The organism is Kitasatospora sp. NPDC047058, assembly GCF_040643935.1.
Classification (GTDB): Bacteria; Actinomycetota; Actinomycetes; order Streptomycetales; family Streptomycetaceae; genus Kitasatospora.
On record NZ_JBEYVJ010000958.1, the window covers coordinates 1 to 1,061 of the forward strand.

Annotated in this window: 1 protein-coding gene; it reads left to right on the forward strand. The window is 76.9% G+C overall.

The window, feature by feature from the left end; translation table 11 throughout:
* The first annotated feature begins 97 nt into the window (after positions 1–97).
* Positions 98–697, forward strand: coding sequence for a GNAT family protein (locus ABZ885_RS41930; protein WP_360200564.1), 600 nt, complete (start codon positions 98–100; stop codon positions 695–697).
* Positions 698–1,061: the final 364 nt, after the last annotated feature.

Here is a 1,061-nt window from a genome sequence, read left to right on the forward strand (position 1 = left end):
GCGAAGGCGGCCCGCCCGGGGTGCCCCGGCGCCCAAGCCCGCCGCCGCGGGGCGAATTCGCTGGCGTGCCGGGCACGGGTGCGGGTAGGAAGGGTGGATGAGCACCGTGGAGACCGCCGCCGACCAGCACGCCTTCGTCCCCGTCACGCTCGACCTGGGTGACATCGTGCTCCGCCCCTGGGGCCGGACGGCCGACGTCCGCGGCGGCGCCGTGCCCGGACTGCTCGCCGCCGCGGCCGATCCGGCGATCGCGCTGTGGAACCCGATCCGCGTCACCGACGAGGCCTCCGCCGAGGCGTTCCTCGACCGGTGCGACGCCGGCTGGGCGAGCGGCGACTCCGCCGCGTTCGCCGTCCTCGACGGCACCGACGCGACCCTGCTGGGCAACGTCTCGCTGCGCTGGACCAACCGCGCCGACCGGCTCGCGATGACCGGCTACTGGCTGACCCCGGCCGCCCGCGGCCGGGGCGCCGCCACCCGCGCCACCAGGGCCGTCACCAGCTGGGGCATCGCCACGGCCGGCACCCGCCGGATCGAGATCGCCCACGCGGTCGGCAACACCGCGTCCTGCCGGGTCGCCGAGCGCTGCGGCTTCCCCGCCGAGGGCACCCTGCGCGAGTCCCACCGCTTCGGCGACGGCAAGTACCACGACGAGCACCTGCACGCCCGGCTGGCCACCGACCCCGAGCCCGCGTAGCCGGGCCGCGGGCCGGGGGTGCGCCCGGGCCGGTGCCCCGCGCCGGTGCCGCAGGTGAGAAAGCAGTGAGATCCACTCGGGCCCTCGCTGCCCGTGTCCACCCCGTTTGACCTGCGAAAACGCCCTCCGCGGTGCCCTCTGAAGGGCGGCTGAGAGCCGCGCGCACGACCGGCTCCGCTGGCATGGTTGGCCTCCCCAGCACCGGCCGCCGAGGAGGGCACCGTGACCGCACCGCCCACCCACCGAACCCGACCGGCCGCCCCGGCACGCCCGGCCGGCGCCACCCGCAGCTCCACCCCCAGCCGCACACAGGCGTCCGCCACCAACGGCGTCGACAACTCCGCGAACCGCTTCAGCACCACGT